25 protein-coding genes and 1 pseudogene are annotated in these 21809 nt (G+C 31.9%); 11 read left to right on the top strand and 15 right to left on the bottom strand.

Annotated features, from left to right (window positions below):
* Window positions 1-12: 12 nt before the first annotated feature.
* On the bottom strand, window positions 13-192 hold the full coding sequence (locus AAGD26_RS04385) for a hypothetical protein (protein ID WP_341751255.1): 180 nt from the start codon (window positions 190-192) through the stop codon (window positions 13-15).
* 121 nt (window positions 193-313) lie between these two features.
* Here AAGD26_RS04385 and AAGD26_RS04380 point away from each other — a divergent pair, with 121 nt between their 5' ends.
* A complete protein-coding gene (locus AAGD26_RS04380; RefSeq protein ID WP_341751254.1) occupies window positions 314-3685 on the top strand; it encodes a hypothetical protein in 3372 nt (1123 codons plus the stop codon).
* Between the two features lie 158 nt (window positions 3686-3843).
* Here AAGD26_RS04380 and AAGD26_RS04375 read toward each other — a convergent pair whose 3' ends face one another.
* Window positions 3844-3972, bottom strand: a complete 129-nt coding sequence (locus AAGD26_RS04375) for a hypothetical protein (RefSeq protein WP_341751253.1) — start codon at window positions 3970-3972, stop codon at window positions 3844-3846.
* Window positions 3973-4618: 646 nt separating this feature from the next.
* On the opposite strand from AAGD26_RS04375, the gene AAGD26_RS04370 reads away from it, so the two are divergent.
* Entirely contained in the window at window positions 4619-4987 is a 369-nt protein-coding gene (locus AAGD26_RS04370; RefSeq protein WP_341751252.1) for an HD domain-containing protein, read from the top strand.
* A 408-nt stretch (window positions 4988-5395) separates the two neighbouring features.
* Here the strand turns inward: AAGD26_RS04370 and AAGD26_RS04360 are convergent, their stop codons facing one another.
* Entirely contained in the window at window positions 5396-5914 is a 519-nt protein-coding gene (locus AAGD26_RS04360) for an IS630 family transposase (protein WP_341751251.1), read from the bottom strand.
* Window positions 5878-6249, bottom strand: a complete 372-nt coding sequence (locus tag AAGD26_RS04355; RefSeq protein WP_341751250.1) for an IS630 transposase-related protein — start codon at window positions 6247-6249, stop codon at window positions 5878-5880. The genes AAGD26_RS04360 and AAGD26_RS04355 overlap by 37 nt, the downstream gene beginning before the upstream one ends.
* A 41-nt stretch (window positions 6250-6290) precedes the next feature.
* On the opposite strand from AAGD26_RS04355, the gene AAGD26_RS04350 reads away from it, so the two are divergent.
* The 6 genes from AAGD26_RS04350 to AAGD26_RS04330 all read left to right on the top strand — a co-directional run bounded on the left by AAGD26_RS04350 (window position 6291) and on the right by AAGD26_RS04330 (window position 9121).
* The gene (locus AAGD26_RS04350; protein WP_341751249.1) at window positions 6291-6524 is read left to right on the top strand and encodes a MobA/MobL family protein; all 234 of its coding nucleotides are present in this window, start codon (window positions 6291-6293) and stop codon (window positions 6522-6524) included.
* Between the two features lie 411 nt (window positions 6525-6935).
* On the top strand, window positions 6936-7151 hold the full coding sequence (locus AAGD26_RS07290; protein ID WP_410520638.1) for a hypothetical protein: 216 nt from the start codon (window positions 6936-6938) through the stop codon (window positions 7149-7151).
* A 69-nt stretch (window positions 7152-7220) separates the two neighbouring features.
* Window positions 7221-7379: a hypothetical protein gene (locus tag AAGD26_RS04345; RefSeq protein ID WP_341751248.1), complete on the top strand. Its 159-nt coding sequence runs from the start codon at window positions 7221-7223 to the stop codon at window positions 7377-7379.
* Between the two features lie 96 nt (window positions 7380-7475).
* Window positions 7476-7754: a type II toxin-antitoxin system RelE/ParE family toxin gene (locus AAGD26_RS04340; protein ID WP_341751247.1), complete on the top strand. Its 279-nt coding sequence runs from the start codon at window positions 7476-7478 to the stop codon at window positions 7752-7754.
* A gap of 20 nt (window positions 7755-7774) precedes the next feature.
* A complete protein-coding gene (locus AAGD26_RS04335; protein ID WP_341751246.1) occupies window positions 7775-8077 on the top strand; it encodes a HigA family addiction module antitoxin in 303 nt (100 codons plus the stop codon).
* Window positions 8078-8404: 327 nt separating this feature from the next.
* Entirely contained in the window at window positions 8405-9121 is a 717-nt protein-coding gene (locus AAGD26_RS04330; RefSeq protein ID WP_341751245.1) for a 2-phosphosulfolactate phosphatase, read from the top strand.
* On the opposite strand, the gene AAGD26_RS04325 is transcribed toward AAGD26_RS04330, so the two are convergent.
* The 6 genes from AAGD26_RS04325 to AAGD26_RS04300 all read right to left on the bottom strand — a co-directional run bounded on the left by AAGD26_RS04325 (window position 9087) and on the right by AAGD26_RS04300 (window position 15944).
* Complete coding sequence (locus AAGD26_RS04325; RefSeq protein ID WP_341751244.1) at window positions 9087-9812, bottom strand: hypothetical protein; 726 nt, start codon at window positions 9810-9812, stop codon at window positions 9087-9089. The two genes, AAGD26_RS04330 and AAGD26_RS04325, sit on opposite strands and share 35 nt — an antisense overlap.
* Window positions 9809-10732, bottom strand: a complete 924-nt coding sequence (locus tag AAGD26_RS04320; RefSeq protein ID WP_341751243.1) for a radical SAM protein — start codon at window positions 10730-10732, stop codon at window positions 9809-9811. The genes AAGD26_RS04325 and AAGD26_RS04320 overlap by 4 nt, the downstream gene beginning before the upstream one ends.
* Window positions 10733-10812: 80 nt before the next feature.
* Window positions 10813-12456: a glycosyltransferase gene (locus AAGD26_RS04315; RefSeq protein WP_341751242.1), complete on the bottom strand. Its 1644-nt coding sequence runs from the start codon at window positions 12454-12456 to the stop codon at window positions 10813-10815.
* 118 nt (window positions 12457-12574) lie between these two features.
* The gene (locus AAGD26_RS04310; RefSeq protein ID WP_341751241.1) at window positions 12575-13681 is read right to left on the bottom strand and encodes a glycosyltransferase family 4 protein; all 1107 of its coding nucleotides are present in this window, start codon (window positions 13679-13681) and stop codon (window positions 12575-12577) included.
* Window positions 13669-14781 carry a non-hydrolyzing UDP-N-acetylglucosamine 2-epimerase gene (wecB, locus tag AAGD26_RS04305; RefSeq protein WP_341751240.1) on the bottom strand — a complete coding sequence of 371 codons (1113 nt, stop codon included), beginning with the start codon at window positions 14779-14781 and terminating at the stop codon, window positions 13669-13671. The genes AAGD26_RS04310 and wecB overlap by 13 nt, the downstream gene beginning before the upstream one ends.
* Window positions 14778-15944 (bottom strand): nucleotide sugar dehydrogenase, encoded by a 1167-nt coding sequence (locus AAGD26_RS04300; RefSeq protein ID WP_341751239.1) that lies wholly within the window; start codon window positions 15942-15944, stop codon window positions 14778-14780. The genes wecB and AAGD26_RS04300 overlap by 4 nt, the downstream gene beginning before the upstream one ends.
* 367 nt (window positions 15945-16311) lie before the next feature.
* On the opposite strand from AAGD26_RS04300, the gene AAGD26_RS04295 reads away from it, so the two are divergent.
* Both AAGD26_RS04295 and AAGD26_RS04290 read left to right on the top strand, forming a co-directional pair.
* Window positions 16312-16695 (top strand): transposase, encoded by a 384-nt coding sequence (locus AAGD26_RS04295; protein WP_341751238.1) that lies wholly within the window; start codon window positions 16312-16314, stop codon window positions 16693-16695.
* A gap of 83 nt (window positions 16696-16778) precedes the next feature.
* The gene (locus AAGD26_RS04290; protein ID WP_341751237.1) at window positions 16779-17774 is read left to right on the top strand and encodes an IS481 family transposase; all 996 of its coding nucleotides are present in this window, start codon (window positions 16779-16781) and stop codon (window positions 17772-17774) included.
* 145 nt (window positions 17775-17919) lie between these two features.
* On the opposite strand, the gene AAGD26_RS04285 is transcribed toward AAGD26_RS04290, so the two are convergent.
* The 4 genes and pseudogenes from AAGD26_RS04285 to AAGD26_RS04270 form a co-directional block, all read right to left on the bottom strand.
* Window positions 17920-18273, bottom strand: coding sequence for a HEPN domain-containing protein (locus tag AAGD26_RS04285; RefSeq protein WP_341751236.1), 354 nt, complete (start codon window positions 18271-18273; stop codon window positions 17920-17922).
* Window positions 18274-18357: 84 nt separating this feature from the next.
* Window positions 18358-18603, bottom strand: coding sequence for a hypothetical protein (locus tag AAGD26_RS04280; protein ID WP_341751235.1), 246 nt, complete (start codon window positions 18601-18603; stop codon window positions 18358-18360).
* Between the two features lie 69 nt (window positions 18604-18672).
* A complete protein-coding gene (locus tag AAGD26_RS04275; RefSeq protein ID WP_341751234.1) occupies window positions 18673-18807 on the bottom strand; it encodes a hypothetical protein in 135 nt (44 codons plus the stop codon).
* A gap of 248 nt (window positions 18808-19055) precedes the next feature.
* A pseudogene (locus tag AAGD26_RS04270) lies at window positions 19056-19386 on the bottom strand (transposase family protein); the annotation flags it as partial.
* 120 nt (window positions 19387-19506) lie between these two features.
* On the opposite strand from AAGD26_RS04270, the gene AAGD26_RS04265 reads away from it, so the two are divergent.
* The gene (locus tag AAGD26_RS04265) at window positions 19507-20331 is read left to right on the top strand and encodes a transposase (protein ID WP_341751233.1); all 825 of its coding nucleotides are present in this window, start codon (window positions 19507-19509) and stop codon (window positions 20329-20331) included.
* A 1-nt stretch (window position 20332) separates the two neighbouring features.
* Here AAGD26_RS04265 and AAGD26_RS04260 read toward each other — a convergent pair whose 3' ends face one another.
* On the bottom strand, window positions 20333-20929 hold the full coding sequence (locus AAGD26_RS04260) for a helix-turn-helix transcriptional regulator (RefSeq protein WP_341751232.1): 597 nt from the start codon (window positions 20927-20929) through the stop codon (window positions 20333-20335).
* Window positions 20930-21809 lie beyond the last annotated feature (880 nt).

Genomic DNA, 21809 nt, shown 5'->3' with positions numbered 1-21809 from the left:
GATATTTTAATATCATTTGAAACCGTTGATAAGTTTTTTTTCTTTCTTATCATTGGCGTCCATACCATCATCGCGAGCCACGAAGTGGCGTGGCGATCCAAATAAACAGCTGGCTAGTTTTATTTTTTGCCGCTGCAACTTTTGGATTGCCACGTCACAGCTTTGCTGCTCCTCGCAATGACGTTTATGCATTTTCTAAAATAAATTTCTCTATCATTAGTTGTGACTTTTAAACTGCCCTGCCCTTTAACTGCTTTGCTCAGATTTGAGTTAAGTAAAGAAAATAAATATAATAGAAACTGGAGAACTAACAATGTATAAAAACAACCAAGCCCATGCATTAAATGCTCAGGGGATAGCATTAGAGACTGAAGGATATAATGCTACTGACCCAACAACAAAAATAGCAAAATATGAGCTTGCAAGACTGCGATATAAGGAGGCTGAAGAGCTAACAACAAATGCTAGCAACAAGACCATATATAAAAAAAACCAAGCCCTAATGTTAAATAAACAAGGGATAGCATTAGAGACTGAAGGAGATAATGCTACTAATACAATAACAAAAATAGCAAAATATGAGCTTGCAAGACTGCGATATAAGGAGGCTGAAGAGCTAACAACAGATGCTAGCCATAAGACCATGTATAAAAACAACCAAGCCCATGCATTAAATGCTCAGGGGATAGCATTAGAGACTGAAGGATATAATGCTACTGACCCAACAACAAAAATAGCAAAATATGAGCTTGCAAGACTGCGATATAAGGAGGCTGAAGAGCTAACAACAGATGCTAGCCATAAGACCATGTATAAAAACAACCAAGCCCATGCATTAGATGCTCAGGGGATAGCATTAGATACTGAAGGTAATAATTCTACTAATACAATAACAAAAGTAGCAAAATATGAGGCTGCAAGATTGCGATTTAAAGAGGCTGAAGAGCTAACAACAAATGCTAGCAATAAGACCATATATAAAAACAACCAAGCTTTACTATTAGATAGACAAGGGCAGCTATTAGTGGCAACTGATCCTTCAGGAGCTATAGCTAAATATAACGAGGCTTTATGTAAAGCTAATGACTGGTATACTATTGCTTCAATTAAAAACAACCAAGCTGCTGCATTAAATGATCAGGGAAGGGCATTAGAGACTGAAGGAGATAATGCTACTAATACAATAACAAAAATAGCAAAATATGAGGCTGCAAGATTGCGATTTAAAGAGGCTGAAGAGCTAACATTAGATGCTAGCAATAAGAGCCTATATAAAGACAACCAAGCTCTAATGTTAAATAAACAAGGGCATCTATTAGTTGCGACTGATCCTGCTGGAGCTATAGCTAAATATAATGAGGCTCTGTGCAAAGCTAATAGGCAGGATACTATTGATTCAATTAAAAACAACCAAGCTGCTGCATTAAATGCTCAGGGAAGGGCATTAGATACTGAAGGTAATAATTCTACTAATACAATAACAAAAATAGCAAAATATGAGGCTGCAAGACTGCGATTTAAAGAGGCTGAAGAGCTAACAACAAAGACCATATATGAAAACAACCAAGCCCTAATGTTAAATAAACAAGGGCAGCTATTAGTTGCGACTGATCCTGCTGGAGCTATAGCTAAATATAACGAAGCTTTGTGCAAAGCTAATAGGCAGAATACTATTGATTCAATTAAAAACAACCAAGCTGCTGCATTAAATGCTCAAGGGCAAGCATTAGAGACTGAAGGAAATAATGCTACTGACCCAACAACAAGAATGGAAAAATACGAAGCAGCATACAATAAATATCAAGAAGCTTGGGATCAATGCTCTACTAATAGAGCTATAGATTTAGATGTTTATAACAACAACAAAGCTAACATATTGCACAGCATAGGATTAGAGTTTTATAATAAAGGTGATTATTTAAAGGCTGAAAACTATTTTAATCAAGCCTATTATGGGTGTACAGGCGGATTTAAGCACGAGCAAGTTTTCAAAGATATGAGTGATAAAGCGAAGGCTAACTACACTGCAGAACAACAACATAACGATATGCCTAGGGATAGTTTTATACAAGCCCAAGATTTAATAACAAAGGGAATGTCAAACGTAGAAAGTCTAGAGGAAAAGGAGAACACCATAATTATTGGGAATACTAGGGGAGGGAAAAGTACGGTAATTAATTATCTTCTATCTAATCCTTTAAAAGTTACAAAACTTGACCCGAATGCTAAAGGCAAGGATGGTAAGGTATTAAAGATATTTGCTGTAGACCCAACAGCAGGACCTGAGATAGGAGCTACTGGTGGATCTATGACCACAGTTCCTAAAAAATGGTATAATCCGGATGGAGCATATAAAAAAGCTATATGGGATTGTCCAGGGTTTGGTGATAATAGAGGACCTGCCGTAGAGATATCTAACGCATATCTTTTATCTAAGTTACTTAGCAATGCTAGAAATATAAAGATAGTTTTGGTTTCTGATATTGACGATATTACCAGCGATAATCCTGCAGGTTTTGTGAGACTAATAAAACAAGTAAATTATCTCTTTGGTGACTTAGATAAAATTAAGAATTGTAGTGTATTGCTTGTTACTAAAGTAAAGAATTACGATGTTAATGACATAGTGGCTGACATCACAAAAATTGCTAAAGATGTACAAGATCCAGAGCTAGATAAGGCATTTGTTCAACATCTAGCCGATAATAAACAAATAACTATTTTTGCAAAAGCTCGGGAGGAAGGTCTGCTTGATAGCAAAGATGCTGAGATGATAGCGAAAGATATTAACCAAATTGATAGCGAACGGCAATTGCCTGTAAAGGTAGGGATTTCTCCAGACACCAAGGTCTTTATCTATAAAAATAGCTCTGTACTTTTAGATGATATTATGGAATGCTTCAAAATATTGTCACTTAAACTCAGCTCATCAATTGATGTTACGCGAATAAAAACAACAGGTGAAGCGGAAACAGCTCGTATTCAATTAATAGAAATGGTAAAGAAACTTAATTTTAATGATTATGAAGTAAATATAAAGGATTTGATTAAAAGAATACCTAGTATATTTGAAGAACAAAAGCAATGGACCAATTATAAGAATCGTGTAACGGACAAGGAAATTGCAGTGTTGAGTGCTAAATTAGATCTAGTGTTTTTTATAAAAAGCATTAATAGTGGTTTAGAAACGTTGGAGATTGATGACTTTAGAACTGATTTAATAAGTGCAGGTCATAAGTTAAGTGAAGCAATTACGACGCATCTTCTAATATTGCAACAGCAGGAAAATAAAATAACTCAGGAACAGATGCAAGAACAAATAGCAAAAGTGCAAAAGCAAGCAGAAGAGACTCGAAAAAAGTTACAAGAAGAAAGCGAGCAAATGAGGAAATTACAAAATGACTATAACGCAGAAACGGCAAAACAAAAAGCTAGTAATGCAGAGTTGCTTAAGAAGCAAGTTATGTATGTGACTAGGGAAGAATATGACAATCCGTTGCTTAACAAGCCTAGAGTTATTGAAGAATATATAAGTAAGTTTGGCAAGAAGTCTTTTGATGATTTACTAACTTTAACCTCTAAATTAGAGAAAATTGAGGTTAAAGAAGTACTGGAACAACAAAACCCCATAGATTCCTTGGCTATGTTAATGGGATTAGATAGCGAAGTTTATAATGTAAATTAATGAGCAACATTATCATGCCAAGCTTATCTAGAGAAAGGTCATAGCGAACAAGCACAACACTAGACAACAAAGGAAGTAACATATGAATTACCAAATATTAGTTTGGGTCATTGGAGCATTTAGCCTAATTAACCCCAGTTGCCAATTAATTGGGTCTATCAGAAAGATTGTATAAGTATGATGTCAGAGTTAGTCCATCTTTGATCGACATTTGTCCATTTTTGGTCATCAGTACCACAAAGTATGGCAAATTGATTCAAGGCAACTGACCAATCTTTAATTGGCATTGTCCACTTCTTTTGAGCGTTTGTCAATGCCAAAAATAGTATACTTGCAGTAAAACTGCAAAACTCTATTAAATTTTAGATAAAGTTATGCAGTTTTGCTGCAAGTATACTATAATCCTAAGAGTACAGCGAGATCGTAGAATAAATATGATTATTTCTTGAAAATATGAAGAACAGCTGCAAAGATGAGACATCAGTAAATAATTGCTATAATTAAATCAAATTTCACTTATTACTAATTATTATAGTTAGGATTAAATTTCTTAAGCCTGATTATATATATTTTCTGCTGATTTTGTTTTTTTAGTGCTATGACTGGGATTGCAGTAAACGAGTGGTTAGAGGTCACCCACAAAAGTTTAACGTTTAAATCAAAAGTACTTATTATGCTAGTAGGTGCTATTTTATGTATGTCATCAATATATTTTTTTCTTGTTCTAGTAGTTTTAATGAAGTCAGAAACTATTTTGAAATATATTAAGACATTCGAACTCTAATAAGATAGCAGATAAAAGTTGGGTAAATTATTTTATGAAAAAAGGGGTTGGAGTTACACCATAACTTTTCTCGATTAAAAATATTTAATCTTTAATTCTTAAAAGCAGCTGGGATTTCCTGTAAAACTGAAATAATAGCAGCATCCTTATTGCATGATATTGTAGAGGATACAGCACTTACTATTAGTCAGATATGGTTTTCATTTGGCACAAAAATAGCAGAATTAGTTAACAAACTAACGAAGCTTGATGATATTACAATAAAAAAAATAAAAATTGAAGGAGAACATGCCTTGCAGAAATTACGTGAGTCAGAAGATATAGATGCATGGTATATCAAGCTTGCTGATAGGCTACATAATATGCAAACTCTTCATTACATTAAGTCAAAAGAAAAACAGAAAAGAATCGCTTTGGATACTTTAAAGAACTTTATCCCGTTGGCAAAACTAGCTCGAGTAGAATGGATAGAACAAGAATTATACACATTAGCTATCAAAACATTAGAGGAGAATTAATACATTTTTTTATTTTTTATTAATAGTTTAGTCAAATTGTCTCTTTGCCTCAAAATATCCACCATCCTTGAGAATGTCACCTTCTTTACTCCTGTTAATCGACGAAACTGTGCCGAGTAGAAATCATAGCTCTTACACTCCTTTAATTAACAAAATTTCATTGCTATGATAGCCCTCACACAACCGTGTGTACGGTTCTTAGGGGACAGAGGAAATGGCAACATTTTCTCTATTACCCGACGATGAGGGAGATGAGCAAAATAAAGATACAACACCGTGAACCAGCATAATCAAAATAATTTTACTCGAGGCTCACAAATCTTTGCTCATCAATTGAGAATGTTTGGACAAGGAAGTATAAATGCTGTTATGATCGGGTTAGCACTAACTATAGTAAATCAAATTGAATTAGGTGACAAAGAAGAAAGAAATTGCCTCAGATAATGTACCAGTTTCAGCTATTTTGCTTCGAATCCATCTCTTCATATTAGCCCAAAATTTCTCTATTGGATTTAAGTTTGGCGAATACGGTGGCAAAAAAATAACTTCACAACCAACTGATTCTATTAGCTCCTTTGTCTTTTGAGATTTATGAAAACTAACGTTATCCATCACTACAACCTGTCCTGATGTTAACTCTTTAATCAAGAATTTTTCAACCCAATTATTAAATAGTTCTGTATTACAAGTTTTATTAAAAACAAAAGGGGCTATTGACTTGTTATTTACTAAACCAGCTATTATATTGGTCCTTTGGTAATGTTTCCCACTCTTCTTGCCAATCAATAATTCTCCTATCTTACCCCAACCTCTATCTTGGCAAATTGTCATATCTATCCCACTTTCATCAAGATATACTATTTTATCTTTATCATATTTACTGATCTTTTCTAAATAATCAGATCGTTTTTCTGCACTTGCTTCCAAGTAGCTAAAGGTTTTTTTTTATAACTAAATCCTAACTTTTTTAATATATTAGCCGCTTGTGAACCTGTAATTCCAAAATTCTTACCAATGTCTTGCAACTTACTATTAGGGTTATTTGTTACGAAATGTTCTAATGCTTTTTTATCAACTTTACTTTTAATCCCTAGTCTCGCCTTTGCTAATACTGTTCCTTCTTTTTTTTTCCTTACGTTCCAACGGCTAATTGTATTCTTATGTATATCAAATATCTTAGCAGCAGATTTCTGACTATTACCTTTTTCTATATAATTTATTACTTTTTCTCTTAAATCTTGACTATATGGACTTGTTGACATTTTTTCCTTTATTTATACCACATCTTATCATCTAATTCAATTTGATTTACTATAGCAAGAAGAAAGGAGTAGTATTTAGCAAAATATATGCCCCGGAAAATGCTCCAAATTGGGTGTATGATCGAGAAGAGTTGTGGAATAGAGTGACTAGCAGAGAACAAAAAAAAGATGGACAGTTAGCTGAAATAATTAACAAGTATTTAGAATTCTATGGGCATTTAGGAAATGTATCACATTTGTCACAAACTAAGGGCGTAAAATTTGGAGCTAAATGAAGGATTGATAGAAAGCAATTATTGCAATATCATGATCAAGATATTATAGGAGCGGCTTTAGCTGTGTGATTGTATCTTAAGATAAGTCTTTAAAGATCTAGAATAAAAGCAAGGAGTGATACCGATCGTGTGATAGGTTAAAAGAAACCTAGTGAATCTGAGGTATCTCCTTGCAGGCGAACTTAAGTAAAATACGAACGGTAGCGTGATCGGAAAAGATCAAATTTACAATCAAGTAAAAAATACTTAAGTTTATTATTTGTTTAAATGCCATGTTAAAAAATAATAAAGAATTTACTCTTGACTTTTAAGACGGTAGATTTATAGACTGTAATGGATGCTAAGATTAAGTTGCGTTTGAGTTGGATTAAGTAGTTAGAGCATGCAGGAAAGGTATGCGAACATTATGGTATTTCACGCTTTACATTACGCAAGTGGTACAAACGCTATGAAGTATTAGGTAAAAATGGTTTGTGTGATATTAGTAGTAAGCCCAAAAACTTTCCTTTTCAAAAAAGAAGTGAAGTTGATGAAAATCTTATACTTAAGTTAAGGAAAGAAAGGAATCTAGGATCACGACGCATTCATAGTGAATTAAAGCGTTTATATGGTATCTCATTCCGTTGAATTTAAAACGTCATTAATCGGCGTACTGCTACAAATACTGTAACTTTTTTGGAACAGGTTATAGAACGTATGCCTTTTCCTATACAACGTTTGCAAACTGATATAGGTATGGAAGAAATCCAAGAAGCTTTAAGAATTGGCAAAACCAAAGCTTCTATCTGTAGAAACTTTGGCATTAAACGTTCTACTTTGTATGATACTTTAAATCGCCTAACCACAAATAATTAAGATACGAATGCTAACGTGTACCGGCATGAAAATTAATGTAAATGTTACTGATAGTAAATATTATAATGCTTGAAGTTAAACTGATAATGTTATAAAATGATTGTAAGTTTTAAATGTAAACATACTGAGAAATTACATAATAGAGAACTAGTTAAACGTTTTGAGGCTTTTGGCGAGCAGGCACGCAAAAAATTATATATGTTGCATACAACCGTTAATTTAGAAGATTTACGTGTTCCGCCTTCAAATCGTCTAGAAGCTCTTAAAGGTGTACGTAAAACCCAATATAGTATTCGTATCAATAAGCAATGGCGTGTGTGTTTTGTTTGGTATGACGGGAATGCTTACGATGTAGAAATTGTTGATTATCACTAATTTATTAAGAGGTATTAGCTATGACAAAGAAATTATCCCTTATTTCACCTGGTCAAATTCTTCTTGAAGAATTTATAGAGCCTATGGGAATAAGTCAAAGCCAACTAGCTCGTGATATTGGTGTACCTGTTACCCGTATACATAATATAATTAAACACCATCGTTCTATCACAGCTGATACTGCTCTAAGGCTTGGGAAATACTTTAATGTGAATCCTCGCTGGTGGATGAACATGCAGAATCAATACGATTTGGAATTTGCCGAAGATAACGGTTGGAAGACCACAGAACAAAAAATACGTACTTTATCTGTAGCAAGTTAAACATTCATTCTAAAAATCTAATCATAGAGCAAGTTGTGATTAGGTCAATTTGCTTTTATATGTCTGACAATACTAAGATTTACCAATTTAAAGTATATCTTAAAGATATAAGTCCAATGATTTGATGTAGATTTCTAATTCAAATTTAGCTTTGCCTCTGCTTTTGAATGGTCTTGAATAGACTTATTGGTGTTAAGATACATGCAAGTACAACATATGTAATTAGGATTTAAAAACTAAATAAAATTAAATTTTTCTTATGAAACAATATCATTACTTAGTGATTATTATATTATTTATATTTAGTGGTTGTACACAAAAAAAAAGATGACCTCACTATGTGACTCAGGTTGCCAAAAAATATATATAATATCACCAACACAATTAAGGTTTAATAAAAAGCACCAAATTCAGGTGGTAGTAATTATTGATGTATTTCGTGCTTTTACTACAGCGGCTTATGTCCTAGACCGTAATCCAACAATATATATGCTGGCAAAAGAAAGTACTATCATTTCTCGTTTGGCAACAAATTTTAATAACCCTTTATTAATTGGGAAATCAGAAAAAGGAGTAGATCTCATTTATGATATTCCAAATTCTCCAACAAGAGTTAGAGCTGTTACTATAGCTGGTAGAAGTGTATTACATAGGACAGAAGCAGGGGCTTGGGGAGTTCTTCTTGCTAAGGAAGCAGATATAATACTTGCCGCAGGTTTTGTTAATGCAGGTGCAACTGCCGAATATATTAAAACACTATCAAATGCAAAAGTTATAATAATTCCTATGGGACATGAGGGTACAACTCCTTCCCTAGAAGATAATGTTTGTGCTGAATATATTAAAGATCTCATTAATGGAAAAAAGACAAATTTGACTAAATTTTTGTCTATACTTCGAGAAAGTTCAGGCAAATACTTTTTTTCTCAAGACCAGTGGCAATATCCTAAAGAAGATTTTTTTCGGTGTCTTAAAATAGACCACTTCAATTTTATAATCAAGGCAACTATTATGGATAATTATGCAGTCCTAACTCGTGGTTAATTAACGTTCTTAAAGGTGAGGTTTCCGGTACTATTCCTAATAGTTCAATAATTAGATTTCTAATCCCATAACCTTGCCACTTAAGCTTATTAAGGGTAGATTTAGTCATATTTTTCCATTCTTCCCGACTTACTGATTGTTTAATATCATACATGTAAGCAAAATAGGGAGTATTTATAGCAAAATGCATAGGGTGAATAGTAATAACTTTTGTTGCTTGATTCAAAACAATATTCCGCAACCTTTCATCCAGTTGCATTGGGTGATTACGCCACAAATATCCACCATCTTCCAAAGAAATAGGGACTTCAAGAAAACCAAACCGATCTTTAAAAGGAGTAATTATTTCTAGATCCGTACATACATTTGATGATATTAACATACCTGCCTCAAACATAGCTTGCTTAGATAAATTACATGTGGCAAACCGATGACAACGGAAAGCTGCCAAATTATGAGGCAAATCCATAACGTGCTTTACTACCTCTGAAATTGTAGTACCATGTGATGAATTTGTACCAAAATACGGATGGAGTCCTATTTCAATTTTATTTATAGCGGCTTCTACTATAGATGAATTATGGGTACTAAAAATAGTAGGAGTAATCTTTTTATCTTCTAAAAAAGCTAAGATTCCTTCTATAGCAGGTTCACATGCCCAATCAAGGTCAACAGTTACTATAACACTCATAAGCACATCTCATGAAATTTACGAAAACGTTCTTCGTTAATATCATGCTTTGCAAATAATTCTGACATTGAACCATAAGAACGCAAGTCTTCGGTACGTTTACTAGTTGACCATGTATCATCATCTCTCATATATTGTGCATTACCATAAGACAAGATATTAAATAATGAAGCATCCATTTCTTTATTATCCTTAAAATGCAAACTTATTCTTCTTCCTGATAAGGCTTCCATACTACTATCCTTAAACTGTTCATACATTTTAGTTGAGATTGCATGGGCATTATCTTTTTCAGGGTTGTCGTATGACATATATTGATAAAATTTCCAGCATGATAAGTTACCACCTACACTTTTTAGAGAATTAAGAATATCTTTAACTTGACTCGGTAATGTTAAATAATTTTTAGTACTAATAACACTGTGAAACTTTAATTCAATACCAGCCTTTGAAATTAAGCTACATTTATTCATAATATTTTTATAATACTCCTTATATCCACCAAAATTTCTACCAATTTCTGTCAAAAAACTATCTTCAGTACTATCAATCGTAACAGCAACAATATCGACTACTCCCTGCATTTCATTAACAACATTTTCATCTAAGTAAGTACCATTGGTATAAAGCTCTATAGTTAAGTTTTTAGCTGGATCTTCTGAGCGAAATTTTCGAATATGACGAAGTAACTCAATGAACTCTTTTGGTGGATGTTTACCAAAAATAATTACTTCTCCACCTGATAATGTAAGACGGCGAAAGTTAAGTTTGTGATACAAATGGCTCACTAATTCTTTCTTGGCTTCTAGATTAAGTTCTGCCTTGAGCTGATGCGGTGCATCTTCAAGTACACAATAACTGCATCTTAAATTACAACGATTTGTTATCATCCAATAGCCTTTGTAATATGAATCACTCATACATTCCTCCGTTTTTATTAAGTTACTAATTTTTTTGATACCTTATAATAGAGTTCTTGTGTAATTAAACGATCGTTTAATTACACAAGAACTCTATTAATAGTTTTAACAAACTTTCCACCAAAGTAAGTTAAAAATTCTTTATCGTATTCACTATCTCCAAATGCTTCAACTGTTCCAGACCAACTAATATGATTTAAAAGTCTATGAATTGCACGTAATTTTGAGGACTGCCAATTAGCTACAAAAGCTATTTCTTGATAAATTTCAACATGCAAATCAAAAATATCTAGTAATAAACTTATTGGCATAGACATTTGCACAACTTGTTTTGACACAGTTATCTTCCTTGCTTCTGGAACTAAGGATTGTAACTTTTTAATATCTTTCAAATCAATTGGGGTAATAAATAGTATATTACCTTCACCGTCAGCAATTACAGCACCGCTATAGGCTATAATCCAATCTACTTTTAGATTGTTCTGTCTAATCTCTTTAAGCAAATCATTAAGTGAACGTGCACTACATATAATTTTTGTTGAAAATTGCTGGAATTTTGACATGCATTTTTTTGTTCTTTCATAATCATTTTTATGAAAAAGTGTACCGTCAAAATCACTTATAGCTACAGCTTTTTTATTATGAATTTTTGCTACAAGTAACCTCTCAAGTATTTTTTCACTATAAAGTTTACCAATTTCAAGCGACATTTCTGATAGTTTAGGTAGATTATTAAGCACTTCTTCAATAGCATCTAGTGCTTCATTATTATTACTTACGAACTTAGCATAAGGTAAATCTGATAAGAATTCAGCGGCAGCATTATTTTGTATTCTTGCTATATTCGGTATACCAGAAGCAAGAGTTTCAAAGATTGAGCGACCAAAGGTTTCACAAGTTGAGGTAGAGATATGAATGTGTGAATCTTCAATAGCCGATGCAAGTTTAGCTGGAGGTATATAGCCGGTTAATTCTATAATGTTATCAAGTCCCAATTTTTTAATTTTATTCTTAACCGCATTATAATATTCCTGATTTTGAACTGGTCCAATGATACGGAGTGTTGCCTCAGAGAATCTGTTTTTCACTTTAGCAAATAAATCTATTAATCCAAGAGTATTTTTTTGAGGCTTGATGCTACCTAAACTACAAAATACCGGTAGTTTATTAAAAAAACGAATTTTAGGTATAAGTAAACTTGTATCTACACCTCTTGGAACTACTTGAATCTTTCGTTTCGAAACTGCATAAAATTCTATTAATTGCTTTTTTTCCAAGTAACTTGGTGTTAAGACATTTTGAGTATTAGCTAGAGTCAAAAACTCCATTTCTGTATATTTGGATGGCACGTTTTCGCTAGATGCTTGGTAAGAAGGCGTCAAAAACATAGGGAAAGTCCATGTTTTTATCTCTTCCCGTAATTTAATATCAATAAACCCAAATTGCATTGATATATGGATAAAAATTATATGAGTAAATTGCTGTTCAACAGATTTTACTTTTTTTGCAATAAACTCAGCATTAGCAAGCCTTTTTTCAAACCGATTATCCAAATTCACAGGATAATCAAAACTCCAAGTTGCTGACGAATTGGTTTGTCCACCAAATTGCATTATGCTTAAGCAGTTTTTAAAACCTCTTTTTAGGGTATCTACCAACCTAGCTCCACCATCACGTTGAGTTTTATCAGGACTAAATTTTTCTGTAACTAATAATATTTTCATGTTTAGATACACCTTTACTTTTAGGATTTGGTAACAAAAGATTTACTTTATTCTGTATGTAAATACTTACAAAAATCATTGATTAAACAAAATATGTTGGTAAAAGAAATTTTTATATCTAAACCCTTATCGGGTTAGATATATCCTTAAATAATTCTTCATAACCTTTAAAAATTTTTAACCAACAAAATTTATCGTCCAAAGGCTTTCTAACTTGAGGATATTTTAAAATCTGTTCAACCTGATTAACTATTTGTTGAAAATCATTGAAGTTAACCAGTAATCCACGATCGGCTGTAATAACCTCTGGCAAAGCACCACTGTTACCAGCTATTATAAAAGTTCCTGCTGTTAAAGCCTCTAAAATAGAACGTCCCATTCCTTCTGAATGAATATATGAACCACCGGGAACTTCTGTTACTTTATCACAACTTAATTGCATGTAAATATCTGCATTGATAATCTCTTCACATATTTTTTCATTTTCGAGTACTCCAAGAAATTCTACAACTGAACTCAGATCATTCTTATCTACTAGTCCTTTTATTTGTTCAAGTAAAGGACCTTCCCCGGCTAACCTCAACTTAAAGCTATAGCCTCTTAACACTAACTCATGAACCAAAGATATCATTAAAGAATGATTTTTATATGGAACAAAACGAGCGGCACAGAAGATAGTAAAAGGTTTATTATCTAAAATCCTAGCTGCCTTTAATGCAGATATATTTACTCCACCTACAAAACGTTTAAAAGGACATTTTATACCAATTTTACTTAAACGATTTTCCGTGTAAGTAGAATTGGTTATTAATAAATCTACAGTATCATTTAAAATATCAACCCAATATGATCGCCGCATAATATATTCTGACATTTTTCCACTAATCAAAGAAGCTTTCAAAATTTCATTACCACCTGTACGGTATATAAATTTAGTTTTTGGGAATATATTACGAAGTTGTTTAAGATCTTCTATCCATCGCCCACTATTAAAAAATATAATAACTGGATTAAATACATTATCTAATTTATTTAAATTTATTGGTTTAGTTTCTTTGTTTAATATAATACAATCTTGCCCTTCAGCATTTTTTGTAATTATACTCAAAATAGGAAACCTAGAATGAGTAGTGAAATATTCTGTAAAATATTTGGCATGCATTTCCATGCCACCGATTAATGGAGGAAGACGATCAGCAAAAAATAGAATACCTAACTTTTGCATATAGTTTCTTTTTTAAATTCTTGTTCCAAGATATTAACTATCTTCTCTGCTGCGTAACCATCCCCATAAGGAAAATGCACTCTTGACATTGCAGCCAGCAAATTTGGATTTTTTAATAAATTATTGCAATTCTTTATAATATTAACTGATTTTGTTCCTACTAATATACCTGTATTAGCTTCAATTACTTCTAATCTTTCAGTTGTATCTCTAATAATGAGTACAGGCTTTCCAATAAATGTTACTTCTTCTTGTATCCCTCCAGAATCAGTTATTACAAAAAGACATTCTTTTAGCAATTTAATAAATAGAATATGATCTATTGGTGAAACTAAATCAATATTATCTATATCTGATAATAACTTCTTCACAGCCTTACTTATAGAAGGATTAGGATGTAAACAAAATATTATTTTTATATCTAAAAACCGTTTAGAAATATTATGTAAAGCTTTACAAACTTCCTTTAGCACTTCACCATGATTTTCTCTTCTATGAATTGTGACTAAGATAAATTTTGATTTATAATCTGTTTCCAATCTATATAATTTGTTATTAACAAGTCTTACTGCATCTATGGATGTATTACCTACTACCCAAATTTTATCAACTTGTACCCCTTCTTTGATAAGATTGATTTTTGCTTGATTGGTTGGCGTAAAAAAATAAGTACTAAGTTTATCTATAAAACATCTATGTACTTCCTCAGGCCATGGTGAATATATATTACCTGTCCTCAAACCTGCTTCAATATGTGCTAATGGTATACGCAAATAGAAACTAGCAAGGGCTGCTACAAAAGCTGTTGTAGTATCTCCTTGAACAATAATTAAATTTGGTCTTGATTTTTCTAATATATTACTAAATTGTGATAACATATGCACTGCACTTTGGCAAAGAGAACCATTACTTTCTATAGGTTCAAATTGATAACTGACTTTAATGTTCATATCTAAAAGCAAAGAATCAAGTAAAGATGTATGTTGTCCGGTTATACATATCTCATTCTTAAAATACTTATTATCCTTAAAAGCTGTAATAACAGGGGCAAGTTTTATCGCCTCAGGTCGTGTCCCTATTACTGTCATTACTGTTTTCATTTTATAAATACTCCGGTAAAATCAAGAAAAATTTTTTCATGAAACAAATGGTTAGATATATCCAAAAATTCATTGTGAGCAACTAACACAACCACCATATCTGCTTTTATTAGTAAATAATTTATTGATTTTATATTTTTAACATATGGATCAAAATCAATAACATCAAATTCTTGTTTAAGAGTCTCAGTTATTATGATAGCCGGTGATTGTCTAGTGTCAGGTACATTAGGTTTATAAGTTAGACCTAAACAAGCTATGGTTCTAACATTATTTTCTTTTGCTACTTTATTTATTTTCTGAATTACCCAATTAGTTTTATTGATATTAACTTCCCTTGCTTTTAGTGTTAACTGGGCAAATCTAGGTGCTGCATTTGCTAAAAAGTACGGGTCTATAGCTATACAATGACCACCCACACCTGGACTTGGTTGTAAAATATTTACACGAGGATGCTTGTTCGCTAACCAAATCAATTCATTTATGTTTATATTAATATGATCAGCAATCATAGATAACTCATTAGCATAAGCAATGTTAATATCACGATAGGTATTTTCTGCAAGCTTAACTGCTTCTGCTGTTTTTGAATCAGTAACTTCTATCCCACCATGAATAAATGATCTATAAAAATCAGATGCTCGTATCCCAGATTGTCTGTCTATTCCCCCTATAACCCTATCATTATGTATTAATTCATTAAGAATATTACTAGGTAATATTCTTTCTGGACAATAAGCTACACATATATTAGCACAAACAGCTCGAAGTTGTTTAGCCATTATCTCGGTTGTTCCTATCGGGCATGTTGATTCAATAAGAACCAAATTATCAGTTCTAAGATAAGGTGTAATAGATTCAATTGCTGCATTTACATAAGAGATATCTGGTTTGTTTTCTAAATTTAAAGGAGTTTGTACAGTAATTATATAAATATCGGAATGTTCAATCTTTGTAGATATTTTGATATTCCCATCATGCATTCCTTTTATAAATAAATCTTTTACTTCTGCTTCAAAAGTAATATGATTAGTTGTATTTATTCTCAATATTACCTTTTCATCAATATCTACCCCGAGAACTGAATAGCCTGAATTTGCTAAAACACAAGCAATAGGAAAACCTATATATCCTAACCCTATAATACAAACTTTTTTATCCATTTTACTCATAATTTTGGCTTAAACTGTCATTTGCAAAATTATTTTACACTATTTATGCAACATTAAATTGCACTTATTAAACTCTCTAGGTTCTATGAACAAAATGTGTGATAGTATTCGTTTTCCAAAGACATAAGGACTACCAAGAATGAGTACTGGTATAAGATACTTTTCTTTTTGAAAACTTTATATTACACCGTCAAGTTAAATGATAAGTAATTTATATTAAGACTAATTAATAATTTTACTAGTGATAATAAGAAAAATAATATAGAAAATTGTAAGAATAAGTTTTTAGTTGTAACAATATCACGCTACAAGTATAAATAATCTGATAGAAAGGAGAGAAATTAAAAAGAAATCAGAATTGACAAGAGAGAAGAAAAAAGAACCATTCAGTCAATCCCGGAAACATTCCAAATATAAAATTATCAACTGGTCAGAATATAATTACTTTTTACGCAATAGAGGTCGTATAGATTTTATGATGGCCAGCAATTTAGCTGAAGGTTGGTATGATGATCAGGACAAGAAGAGAAAGCGTGGAAGACCTAGACGTTATAGTGATACAGCGATATTGAGATGTTTAGAAATTAGATGTTTATTTGGGCTTAAGTTACGGCAAACTCAGGGTCTATCAGAAAGATTGTGTAAGTATGATGTCAGAGTTAGTCCATCTTTGATCGACATTTGCCCATTTTTGGTCAGTTGTGTGATTTATAGACCTTGTTACAACAGAAATGTAAGATAAAATAGTATCTAATTATTAAAAAACTTGATTACTACAACTTGTTATAATAGGAATTAAGTTAGGGACTTACAAGGTCATTTGTAATGGATGCTAAGATTAAGTTGCGTTTGAGTTGGATTAAGTTATATAAACAGTTAGAGCATGCAGGAAAGGTATGCGAACATTATGGTATTTCACGCTTTACATTACGCAAGTGGTATAAACGCTATGAAGTATTAGGTAAAAATGGTTTGTGTGATATTAGTAGTAAGCCCAAAAATTTTCCTTTTCAAAAAAGAAGTGAAGTTGATGAAAATCTTATACTTAAGTTAAGGAAAGAAAGGAATCTAGGATCACGACGCATTCATAGTGAATTAAAGCGTTTATATGGTATCTCATTTTCTACAGCTACTATACATAAAGTGCTTAAAAAACATAATATAGCTCCGTTGAATTTAAAACGTCATTATCGTAAACAGATTAAACGTTATAGTTCTAAGATTCTAGGAGAAAGGGTGCAAATGGACGTTTGTAAAATCGCTAATAATTTATACCAATATACTGCCATAGACGATTGCACTAGGTATAAGGTATTGGCTTTATATAATCGGCGTACTGCTACAAATACTGTAACTTTTTTGGAGCAGGTTATAGAACGTATGCCTTTTCCTATACAACGTCTACAAACTGATAGAGGTCAGGAATTTTTTGCTTATGTGGTACAAGAATATTTGCAGAAGAAGAAGGTCAGGTTTCGCCCTATCAAACCATTATCTCCTCACTTGAATGGTAAGGTAGAAAGATCACAAAGAACAGATTTAGACGAATTTTATAGTAGCACTGATCCTAAGGAACAAGAGCTTCAGAGTAAGCTTATGATTTGGGAAGAGTATTATAATAAGCATCGATCGCATAGTTCTCTGCATGGTAGAACTCCATGGGAGAAATATAAAGAACTCGGACATACTATTCCTTCTATAGAAGAAGTACATAAAAGTTATGATTCTTCAAAAGAAACTTTTGCTATACAGAATTACAAGTATGACCAAAAATTTAAATCTGCTATTAAACAAAAAAATATATTACGTACTAAAAGATAAGTCGTAATTTTATCTTACATTTCTGTTGTAACAAGGTCTATAAATCACACATATAATAATTCATAACAACAAAACTACTATATCCCAATACCCTCAAACTTATAGGTCATCGCGTTTATAGACTTACTTTGTCTATTTAAGGGGCTTAAATTATCTCTTTATTAATCCTTTCCAAGCAAATTTTTTCCGTCACTGTTTTTAATTTTTTAACTCTATCAATAAGGTAAAGTAGCTGTTCTTTAGTTATCTTATAATCTTTGTTATAGCGAGCTTCAATATAAGCCTGTTCAAGTAATCTAAAACATTGCCTTTGTTCAATGCTGGAATGAGGAAATATTTGCCATAATTCTTCGTTGTAATTTCCGGCTATACTACCTAATTTTCTGATGTCGTGTAACTTTGGCTTATAGTCAGAAAAAACTAACAGGATAGCATTATAAAAACTTTCGGTAGCTTGGTGAAGGTAAAAAGTAGATAAAGCATAATTTCCCCTTCTCAATGGATAGTTACAATCTATAAAAAATTCTTTCCCACTTGTAAACCAATACTCATAATCTTTTTTAGCTATTTGTCTTCTTTCTTGCTATGGTAAGTTTTTAGCTTCCGCCAGCTGAAACTCACCGCTATCATATAAAAGAATTCCTTCTTTTTTTATATCAGAAAAGAAATAATGTCCCTTCTCTAACTGACTATTTACCGTCTTGATTGATTCTAGCACTAAAGTTACCCATAACTCAAAAGGACTTCTTAATGATTTTTTTTCTAACCTTTTCTCTATTTTATCTTCTATTGCTAACCCAGCAAGACCGGCATGTTCGCCTTTCTTCATGATTAACATAATATCGAGATCACTTTGATAGCTATAGGTAATGTGACCTTTTTTATACTCATCTTGTACTCAATCTCCTCTAGCGTAAGAGCCAAATAAAATAATCATCGCAATCTTGTGCTTTGATACAGCGAGAATTTCTTTGACGATATTATCAAGTCTTTCTTGAATTATCAGGGAGCGTTCAGGTAAAACAGTTTTCATATATTTGTAATGTAGCTATCTATAATGTAGATTACTACAATCGGCATAGATATTGCAAAAAGAATTTTGCAAATTCACCTATTATACAAGAAATCTTTTCTATAATATTTAAGATTTCATTTAAGTACCGTGATATTGTTGCAAGCAAAACATGATATTTCTTGGTGCAATAGATACCTTTTTAATTGCATCAATATTAGACCTCTTTTGAAACTGGTTAACGTAGTTCAAAATATATAAATACTAGAGATCATGAACCGTTTTATCATACCAATAACGTTTTCATTCACAACTCTTCTTCCTGCTAACCTACGATTATTCTTTTTATCATTTGTAGTTAAAGGATTTTTCTTGCTTTTTTTCTTTGGTAATTCAGAATTATTGTGAATTTTTTGTATACCTTGATATCCTGTATCAGTAATCGCTTTAACCTTAGGATGGATAAGAATTTTGGATTCCTTAAATAATCTAAAGTTATGTTTCTTACCGTTAGAAAAATTTGTACATATTACTTGTAGGACTCTCAGTAGCATCAATCAAGACTACTTCATAATTCATATCACTCTTCATTAGACTTCTTTCGAAACTCTACTTCTGCTGGTGATTTGGACAATGATGCGGTACTCGAATCCGTAACGGGACTGTTGCGAGAAAAGGATAAGAGAGGTATAATAAACAAAAAACAAAGTAGGTTTAGTAATGTCATTAAGTCAAGTAACGCTGGTGAGTTTAGAAGAATTAGTAAGTGAGGAACATCAATATAGGAAATTCAAAGAGTTATTTAATTTTAATAAAATTCAAGCTGAATTAACATCTGTCGAAGCAGCAAGCAATTATAAAGGTTATGGGGTTGAAAGATTATTTAAGTGTTTACTACTGCAGTTTATGGAAGACTTAAGTGACCGGGAGCTTGAGAGATATTTAAGTGATAGTAATGCAGCTAAGTGGTTTTGCGAATTTGATCTTAGAGAAGCTACCCCTGATCACAGTGTTTTTAGTAAGCTAAGGAAGAAGATAGGTACAAGTAAGCTCTCCGAGATATTTAGTATTTTCAGAGAACAGCTAAGATCAAAAGGCTATATGAGTGAAGTTTTTACTTTTGTGGATGCATCGCACTTAATCTCCAAAGCTAATCTTTGGGAAGAGAGAGATAAAGCTAGAAGAAAGAGATACGAGAAACTTAATAACGAAGTTTTACCTAAGATTGCTCATGATAAGCAAGCAAGACTTGGCTGTAAAGGTGGTAATAAGTTTTGGTATGGCTATAAAAAGCATGTTAGCGTTGATATGCAATCTAGCTTAATAAATAAGGTTGCTATCAGCCAAGCTAAGAAGAAGAATAACATGAAGGATAAGAACTTTGATTTAGACAAATACTATACTAGGTTGAGAGTACCTTATGAAAGAGTTTTCTCGCAGGATAATAAACGTGTACGCTATCTTGGCATAGCCAAGAATCAATTTGCAGCTTTTATGAATGCAATTTGCTTCAATTTAAAAAGATTGTGTATATTAACCAACTGAACTAAGGGAGTATTTTACCTTTCTCCTCAAAAAAATAGAAATCATATGTTTTGATGAAAAAGATAGCGGCAGACCTATAAGCGTGGGTGCTGCTAAAACCTATAAGACAAACTTTATGACAGACTCTATTATCTTGCGATAATATCCTTAAGATACACTCGTTACCTAAGTTAGTAAGTTCATTATCTGTCTTTAACACCACCTCTACACTAGATAATTTTAGGTATTTTATTATATACTCTAATATTTCATTCTCTTCATAATCAATTACACATGATTTCTTTACTCGACTGAATAAGTGTGATAATTTTTTTATTTGTTCTTCGAAAGCACTAGTAATAATTAAGTCAAGATAACGTTGTTTAATTAATAGTAATTCATTTGAATTTTCTATAAAATCTTTAATCCTCTCTTGAGAATTTAATGATGTCTTTAATAGAATGTTTTGTATATGTCCTTCAACTGTTCTTGGGGAAATATCTAATATAACAGCAATTTTTTTTGTGCCTCTAATATTGATAATACATGATATTACATCTATCTCTCTCGAAGTAAATGGAATATCATTTATTGATTTTATATTTTGGAAATATATCATAGGTTTTTCTCCTCTATACTACCCCCGTTTTGTATGTGTTTTAGTAGGTTACCTCTAATTGATTCTTATATTTTCTTGTATAGCAATTATCTTTTAACTGTTGTCGTTGTTGTAGGGGATTCGGGATAGTCCAAATCTCCCTACTCTCTTGATCCAAAACTTGAATTATAGGAACTCGCTAATTGACCTGCTCTTGAGATCACATTAAATGGTAATAGTGAGGTGTGATTATCGCTCACAATCTTCTAAGAGAAGTAATAATAAAAAAAGTCTTCTTTATATGTCTTAGAAACATACACTATAAAGAGATCACCACTAGTGACTATTCTTTGGCATTTTATCTTTGTTCCATATTCTCTATCACTTGCGACATAAATTGGATGAAACAAGGTTAAAGTATTATTACTAACATCTTTCTCTGACTTTATCCTAGACAACCAAGTTCTATCAATAAATTAAGTTTTTAGCTCTATCCTCACTTTGTACTCCAATAAATTTTTATCTAAATCTTGAGTATTTATTATTGTTTTCTAATTTTTATTTTCTATCTTGAGTTTAGTGCATAAAAGAGTTAAAAGGGAAATTATATTTTCCTTTAGTAAGAATATATTATAAACAAAATGTTTAATTATTTGTTTAAATGCTATTAACGCGAATTGCCAATTAATTATACTGGCAAAAGTTATATTTAAAGTTGATCCATGTAAGGTTCGATACTGAAACATTTTTAATACAAACATATTTCTAAAAAATATAGTTTTTATTGAGTGTTTTATATGTTACAAATTAACCTCAAACGTTCATAAAACCTAGCTCCGCTCTTATAAATTAATTGGCAACTCGCATTATTAGATAAGGGAAAAAGTAATAAAAGATTCTT

Source organism: Candidatus Tisiphia endosymbiont of Piscicola geometra, from assembly GCF_964026415.1.
Lineage (GTDB): Bacteria > Pseudomonadota > Alphaproteobacteria > Rickettsiales > Rickettsiaceae > Tisiphia.
This window is presented reverse-complemented; position numbering and strand designations above follow the sequence as displayed.